The organism is Achromobacter semiaridum, from assembly GCF_053543755.1.
Genome location: NZ_JBLVOL010000087.1, coordinates 1 through 6,659 on the forward strand (window position 1 = coordinate 1; position 6,659 = coordinate 6,659).

8 protein-coding genes and 1 pseudogene are annotated in these 6,659 nt (G+C 64.0%); 7 read left to right on the forward strand and 2 right to left on the reverse strand.

Annotation, left to right across the window (positions count from 1 at the left end; genetic code table 11):
- Positions 1-68: 68 nt before the first annotated feature.
- Positions 69-743 carry a hypothetical protein gene (locus ACNPP0_RS22135; protein ID WP_448706775.1) on the forward strand — a complete coding sequence of 225 codons (675 nt, stop codon included), beginning with the start codon at positions 69-71 and terminating at the stop codon, positions 741-743.
- Between the two features lie 275 nt (positions 744-1,018).
- The gene (locus tag ACNPP0_RS22140) at positions 1,019-1,552 is read left to right on the forward strand and encodes a DUF6708 domain-containing protein (RefSeq protein WP_448707015.1); all 534 of its coding nucleotides are present in this window, start codon (positions 1,019-1,021) and stop codon (positions 1,550-1,552) included.
- An 80-nt stretch (positions 1,553-1,632) separates the two neighbouring features.
- Here the strand turns inward: ACNPP0_RS22140 and ACNPP0_RS22145 are convergent, their stop codons facing one another.
- Together ACNPP0_RS22145 and ACNPP0_RS22150 are read right to left on the reverse strand one after the other, a co-directional pair.
- Positions 1,633-2,583: an adenosine deaminase gene (locus ACNPP0_RS22145; RefSeq protein ID WP_332608794.1), complete on the reverse strand. Its 951-nt coding sequence runs from the start codon at positions 2,581-2,583 to the stop codon at positions 1,633-1,635.
- A gap of 72 nt (positions 2,584-2,655) precedes the next feature.
- On the reverse strand, positions 2,656-3,591 hold the full coding sequence (locus tag ACNPP0_RS22150; RefSeq protein WP_448707016.1) for a LysR family transcriptional regulator: 936 nt from the start codon (positions 3,589-3,591) through the stop codon (positions 2,656-2,658).
- A 166-nt stretch (positions 3,592-3,757) separates the two neighbouring features.
- Between ACNPP0_RS22150 and ACNPP0_RS22155 the strand changes: the two genes are divergently transcribed.
- The 5 genes and pseudogenes from ACNPP0_RS22155 to ACNPP0_RS22175 form a co-directional block, all read left to right on the forward strand.
- Positions 3,758-4,441 (forward strand): hypothetical protein, encoded by a 684-nt coding sequence (locus ACNPP0_RS22155; RefSeq protein ID WP_448707017.1) that lies wholly within the window; start codon positions 3,758-3,760, stop codon positions 4,439-4,441.
- Positions 4,442-4,466: 25 nt separating this feature from the next.
- Positions 4,467-4,829, forward strand: coding sequence for a sel1 repeat family protein (locus tag ACNPP0_RS22160; protein WP_332608790.1), 363 nt, complete (start codon positions 4,467-4,469; stop codon positions 4,827-4,829).
- 6 nt (positions 4,830-4,835) lie between these two features.
- A complete protein-coding gene (locus tag ACNPP0_RS22165) occupies positions 4,836-5,846 on the forward strand; it encodes an MATE family efflux transporter (protein ID WP_448707018.1) in 1,011 nt (336 codons plus the stop codon).
- A gap of 63 nt (positions 5,847-5,909) precedes the next feature.
- Positions 5,910-6,299, forward strand: coding sequence for an MATE family efflux transporter (locus ACNPP0_RS22170; RefSeq protein ID WP_448707019.1), 390 nt, complete (start codon positions 5,910-5,912; stop codon positions 6,297-6,299).
- A 106-nt stretch (positions 6,300-6,405) separates the two neighbouring features.
- Positions 6,406-6,659 (forward strand): annotated as a pseudogene (locus tag ACNPP0_RS22175) (lytic murein transglycosylase); the annotation flags it as partial.

A 6,659-nucleotide genomic window follows, 5' to 3' on the forward strand; every position in this document is an offset into this window, starting at 1 on the left:
GAAAGCGGGTGGGGCGATAGCGGCATAGGGAGGAGTGGCTGATGGGGCCCGGGTGGATCGCAGCCGCTATGCGTGCCGCCCGCCAAGGCGACACCTCGGCAAAATGGCTGCATGCATTCGCTGCGAGTGTTAAAGCGAAGAGACTGGAATCCGATGCTTTGGAACGGTGGGCGCGGCAGTCGTACTTCGGAAACGCGGAGCGCAGCCAGCGATGGGAGATGGCAGACCAGCTCGATTCAGCGGTGGCCGCATTAAACGCCGCACTGTCGGGATTGTCGGTGTCTTTGGGATTTCACTCATCCAAGCGCTTCGCCGATGCGGCCGAGCTTGCGGCAATGGACGTTTTGCTGATCAAGGAGACGGGCGGCGTTCAAACGGGCACGGAATTGGCTTACTTGATCCTGTTGCCTGGTTTTGATCCCTTGCGCTCGCGTTACGAGTTCACGTTAACCGTTCATAAATTTGGGGTGGCGAAAAGTGGGAAACGTATGCCGTTGATAACGTCGTCAGTGCTTGCAACTGCGTATCACAATAGTCGGGCCCATGCGCCCATGCTAGACACCGAGCCAGATCTCGTGCCAGCGGTCAGTGAGTTGCCGACCAGAGACGATCCCGCGCTAAGCGGCAGATACTGGTTGGGCGGCATGCATGCAGTTAAGGCAGCCGTCGTCGAAATTGCATATTGGCCAGACAAGGACGATCTCAGCGGATACGCAAAGTTGATCTCTGCGGAGGAAGCGTGATGGTAAGACCTCTGCTTAATCCGCCGTGCCCAGGTTGGAAGCGCGATTTGCCCGGGCCTAATGACTCACCCGGGCCACCCAGTTATCGCGCAGACGCACCCAACTATGTCGACGATGTCCACCTGGAGCTATCCCGACGAACATCCAGCACCCGCGGAATTTTGATCCTGGGTGTGCCCTTGTGTGTGTGCTTCTTTATCTGGCAATTGCCCCTATTTTTTGGCTACGGGGCGTTTTCTTCGACAGACGGGTCCGATGGCCTCACGACGATATTGATGTTTTTATTCCTGCTGGCCGCCTATTCTTACCTTGCAGCGTTTCTTTACCAAACGGACGTCTGTCCGCCGCGCGATCTTCCCATCCGCTTCAACCGGCTACGCCGAAAAATCTACGTCTACGGTTTCCAAATGGTCTGGTGGAATCCCTTCGCTCACCGTTACGTCACCACCGCCAGCTACGACTGGAATGACGTCCGCGCCGAAGTCTGGGAGCAATGGGGGGCTACATCCGGTGGAAGCCTGATGATCAAGTGGGGCGTCTCAATCGCCATCGTCAAGCCCGGCACGAACGAAGTCATCGAACGTATCCACCTCAGCACCTACAACCAAGACCTGGACAATCTCTGGGCCTATGTCTGCACCTACATGCAGCAAGGCCCAGACGCCTTGCCCCCGTGCGACATCGAACCACGCGATGCGAATGACGTGCCGGCATACAACCTGGCGCTGCGTTGGGCGCCGTTGGTTGAATGGCCGGAGGCAATGGATATCGAATCGCGGAGTGCGCCGTGCTGGGCGATACCAGATTGAATCAAGCTCGCGAAATAGCCAGGGGCTGATCCCTCCGCTGCTTTACATCTGGCCACGGCCCCACCGCCTTCCTCCACGCCTCACTTCGCGATGCGCGCATCCAGACTGTTATCCGCCAGCGCCTTCGCCTGATCCTGCGTCATGCCCAAATGTTCATGCAGCGCCTGAAAATTCTCGGTCACATACCCGCCGAAATAAGCCGGATCATCCGAATTCACAGTGACCTTCACGCCCGCGTCCAGCAGCGTCAGGATGTTGTGGTCGCGCATGTGTTCGAAGACGCGTAGCCGGGTGTTGGATAGCGGACAGACGGTCAAGGGGATCTGTTCGTCGATCAGCCGCGCGATCAGGTTTGGGTCTTCGGCAGCGCGCACGCCGTGGTCCACGCGCAGCACCTTCAACAGGTCCAGCGCTTCCCAGATGTACTCGGGCGGGCCTTCTTCGCCCGCATGCGCCACGGCGGGCAGCCCTTCGGCGCGCGCGCGGTCGAAGACGCGCTGGAACAAACGGGGCGGGAAACCTTTTTCGCTGCTGTCCAGGCCGACGGCGATGAATGCGTCACGAAAGGGCAGGGCCTGGTCCAGCGTGCGCATGGCTTGCTCTTCGGGCAGGTGGCGCAGGAAGCTCAGGATGAGCCCGCTGGATACGCCCAGCTGCTTGCGGCCGTCTTCCAGTGCGCGGCTGATGCCATCCAGCACGACCTGGAACGGAATGCCGCGATCGGTGTGCGTTTGCGGATCGAAGAAGGGTTCGGTGTGCACCACGTTCTGCTCGCGGCACTTCAACAGGTAGGCCCAGGTCAGGTCGTAGAAGTCCTGCTCGGTGCGCAGCACGTCCGCGCCCATGTAATACAGGTTCAGAAATTCCTGAAGGTTGCCGTAGTTGTAGGCGCCGCGCAGCGCATCGATGTCGGGCCAGGGCAGCGCAACACCGTTGCGTTGCGCCAACTGGAACAGCAGCTCGGGTTCCAGCGAGCCTTCCAGGTGCAGGTGCAGTTCCGCCTTGGGCAGTGCGTTGAGCCAGTCGTACATGGGTGCTCCGAAAAAAAGGGGCGTGTTCAGAAAATGGGAATCAGCGAAAAGTGCCGGCGTTATAACGAACGATCACGCGGCCAGCGCGATCTCGTCCGCTTCGATGGCCTGCGCCAAATGCGCCGCGAAAGCGCGGGCCTGTCGGGTGCTGGGGCGGTCGCGCCGCCAGATCGCGGCAAGCGGGGACTTCTTGATCGCGGGGCGCGCGGGCAGGACGACCAGTTCGCCGCGTGCCTGGCGCACCGTGGCCACGCTGCCGGGCAGCATCCACAGATAGTGGCCGTCTAGCAGCATTTCGCGGCCAAACTCCAGGGACAGGGCGCCGATCATATCCGGAATCGCCAAACCGGCCTGGCGCAGGGACATTTCCAGCTCGCCTCGGATACGGCTGCCGGGCAACGCGGTGATCCAGGGGTAGGCCACATAGTCAGCCAGCGTCGTGCCTGTCACCCCGGCCAACGGATGGTGCGTGGCGCAACCGAGCACGACGGCGTCTTCCAGCAAGGTGGTGGAACGATAGATCTGCGGGTTGACGGTGGACGAGAATCGGCTGATCAACACGTCCAGCGCGCCCGCGTCCAGGTCTTCGATCAGGCGTTCATGCGTGCCGATCTCGATGGTCAGCGTGATGCGCGGATACGCTTGCCGAAACGAGCGCGCCGCCTGCGCCACCGGCCAGCCGGCAAACATCGAGAAGCAGCCGACGGTCAGGCTGCCTTCGTCGCCGCGCGACACGGCGGCCAGGTCGATCTCTGCCTTGCGAAAATCCGTCAGCAGCAGGCGGGCGTGGCGGCACATCGCCTCGCCCAGCGGCGTGCAAGTGGTGCCCTTGGCCGTGCGCTCGAACAGGCGCGCGCCCACCAGCTCTTCGATCTCGGCGATAGCGCGCGACAAGCCGGATTGCGTGCTGTGCAGCTGCGCCGCCGCTTTGGACAGGTTGCCCAGCTCGGAGACGGTCAGCACGATTTCCAGGTGCCGGATGCGAAGTTTGCCTCGGAACGGTGTCATGGTGCGTGGCCGGTGGAGATGTGCCGATTATTCTCCGCCGCGCACCGCTTGGCAACGGCGGGGCGGGTTTCAGATATAGTTCAGCGCCGATCCCGGCTGGACGCGCGCAACAATGAATCCATCCATATTTTCCGCCCAACCGCTTGCTGCGCCCTGCGCGAGCCGCGTGCCTTCGCTTGTCCGCATGGGCGCGACAGGCCTGTTGACGTTGACCTTGGCCGCTTGCGGCGTGTCGCGCGTGGATGAAGTGGCCGTCACGTGGCCGTCGTTCAGAAGCGGCGAGCCGGTGGTGCTGGCTTCGGACCCTGTGCAATGCCCAAAACTAGCGGGCACGTATCGCGCCCGGGGCGAATTGCGCGCGGGCGAAGAGAACGGGGCGTTAAAGGACCTGCGTACCTTCTTCCTGTATCCGCTGGACTTGCCCGGCATGCGCGAATCGCTGCTGCCGGAATGGCGGTCGACGGATCAGGCCACCGTATCACTGGTGGCCGAAGCCCGGGGCTGGAGCGTGCTGGCGCTGGACGGGCAGGGCGCGCGCTCCGTCGCTCGGCTGCCGATGCAGGACGGCGCGCAGGACATGACGGCCATGCCGGGCGATGCGCGTTTGAACATGCCCGGCGGCATTCGGCGCTACACCGGTTGCACCCAGGGCAGGCTATGGGTCAGCGTGCGGCACGATTGGCGCCAGCATGAAGCCATGGGTGTGCGACGCCACGTGGCAATGTTTCGGCCCCAGGACGGCGGCCTGCTGGTGACGGTGCAGCGCGAGTCTGACAGCATCGGCTTGCTGCCGTGGTACTCGAACGAAAGCAGAGTGTCGCAATATTGGTTCGCGCCGGTCCGGCCCTGATTTTCATCCCGTATTCCATGCCCCCATGACCCGTAAAAGCCTGCTTATCTCCGCCTTGGTCTTCATCGCCTTCATCCTGCTGACCGCGTTGTTCTGGCGGCAGCAGTTTGCGCATAACCCGCTTTCGCTGCGCAGCATGATCGAAGACCCGGTGGGCAATGACGCGCACGTGTATGGCGAGTCGCCGCGTCAGGACGCCTTGGCGCAGCGCGCCTTGCTGGCCGATGCGCAGCGCGGCAATCCCGACGCGCAATACGTGCAGGCGATGATCCTGGAACAGACGGATATGAAAGCCGCACTGCACTGGTACGAAGCGGCCGCCGCGCAAGGCCTGGAGGCGGCCATCGAACGCTTGCAGCAGCTGCGCGGCGACGCGGCGCCTCGGTAGATAGCAGTGGATACGCCCCGCGCGACGCGACCTGAAGCCGCATCCACCAGCGTGGGGCTTGAGGCGGGCGTAGACGACCACGCAGCCGTCGGCGCGGGCCAGTCAGCGTATCCCCGGGCTGACGTCTCGCGCGCCCGCTTCATAGCGGGGCCGCTCGGGCCGCATGTGCTTGAAATGGTGTTGACCGGCTGGGCCAGCATGCTGGCCGTCTTCGCTGTGGAATTCCTGTCGCTGTTGTATCTGGGCACCTTGCAGGACGAAGCGGTAATGGGGGCGGTGGGCTTTGGATCGATGACGCAGTTCACGATCACGTCCGTGTGCATCGGCGTCACCGTGGGCGGCGCCGCGCTGGTGTCGCGCGCACTGGGCGCGGGCAATGCGCCGCGCGCGCGCACGTTGGCCGGTGCGTCGCTCATCTTGATGGCAGGGTCCGCGCTGGCGGCCGGTGTCCTCTTTTTGGCGGCAATCGGCCCGTTCACGGCGGCGATCAAGCTGGCGCCCGACATGCGCGAACACCTGTTGTCCTACGTGCTGATCACGACGCCGTTCGCAGTGGTGATGGGCATCGGCATGATGTTGTCCAACCTGCTGCGCGCATCGGGGCGCGGCAGGCAGTCCATGTGGGTGCTGTTGGCGGGCACGACGACGGTGGCGGTGCTGGATCCCATCGTCATCTTCGTGCTGGATGGCGGCATGCAAGGCATTGCGTGGGCGGGCGGGGTGGGGCGCATGGCCACCGTGGCGTTGGGCGGCTGGTTGGTGTTCGGCAAGCATCGCCTGGTGGCGTGGCCTGTACGGGCCGCACTGCTTGGCGACCTGGCCGCCATAGGCAGGATCGCGCTGCCGGCCGCATTGACCGCGCTGGCGACGCCAGCGGCCGTGATCTTCACCGTGTCGACCTACGCCACGCTCGGCCCTAGCGTCATGGCGGGGGCGACGGTGGTCGACCGCGTGCTGCAACTGGCTTATTCGCTTTACTTCGTGCTGCCCGGCGCGATAGGCCCCATTCTTGGATAGAACCTGGGCGCGTGCCAATGGGACCGTGTCAGGCAGGCGGTAAGCCTGACGTCGCGCTGGGCTGTGTTGTATGGCCTGGGTGCGGCGACCTTGCTGGCGCTGGCCGCGCCGTGGGTGGCCGACCTGTTCCGCATGACGGGGCCGGGGCGTGACCTGGTGATTTTCTTTTGCCGCTACGGCAGCTTCGCCTGGGCAGTAAACAGCCTGTTCTTCGTGGCGGTCGCCGTGTTCAACAACCTGGGGTACGCCACGTATTCGACGATGATCGGTTGGCTGCGGTCCACGGTAGGCACGATGCCGTTTGTGTGGCTGGGCGCGCACTATGGTGGCGCCGAGGGCGTGCTGCTGGGACAGACGCTTGGCTTTGCGGTGTTCAGCCTGATTGCGATGGCGGTCTGCCTGCGCGTGTTGCGCGCGCCGCCGGTTGACCAGAACCAGTCGCGCGCGGCCTGACGTCAGGCGGGGCGGCAAGGCGACGCAAAAACATCACTGCGCCGCGTTCGATTTCGGCGGCCGGTCGCGGTACGATCCGGGCTGACTTGGATTTTTCAGGAATACCATGCGTCTGCGTTCTTCACGCCCTCGAATCGATTCCCCTGGCCTGTCGCGCCTGGTGTTGGCAGCCGCCATCATCGCCGCCGTGGGCACCGCCCACGCGCAATCGCCCGCATCCGCCACGGGCTCGCGCGCGCAGAGCGCACCCGCGCCCGCCCAGCCGCAGCCCACGCTGACGCCCAAGCGCAGCTTTGACGACGTTGTTGCCGAGCAGGAAGCCGCAAAGGCGGGCACCGCAACGCCCGCGCCGGCCGCCGC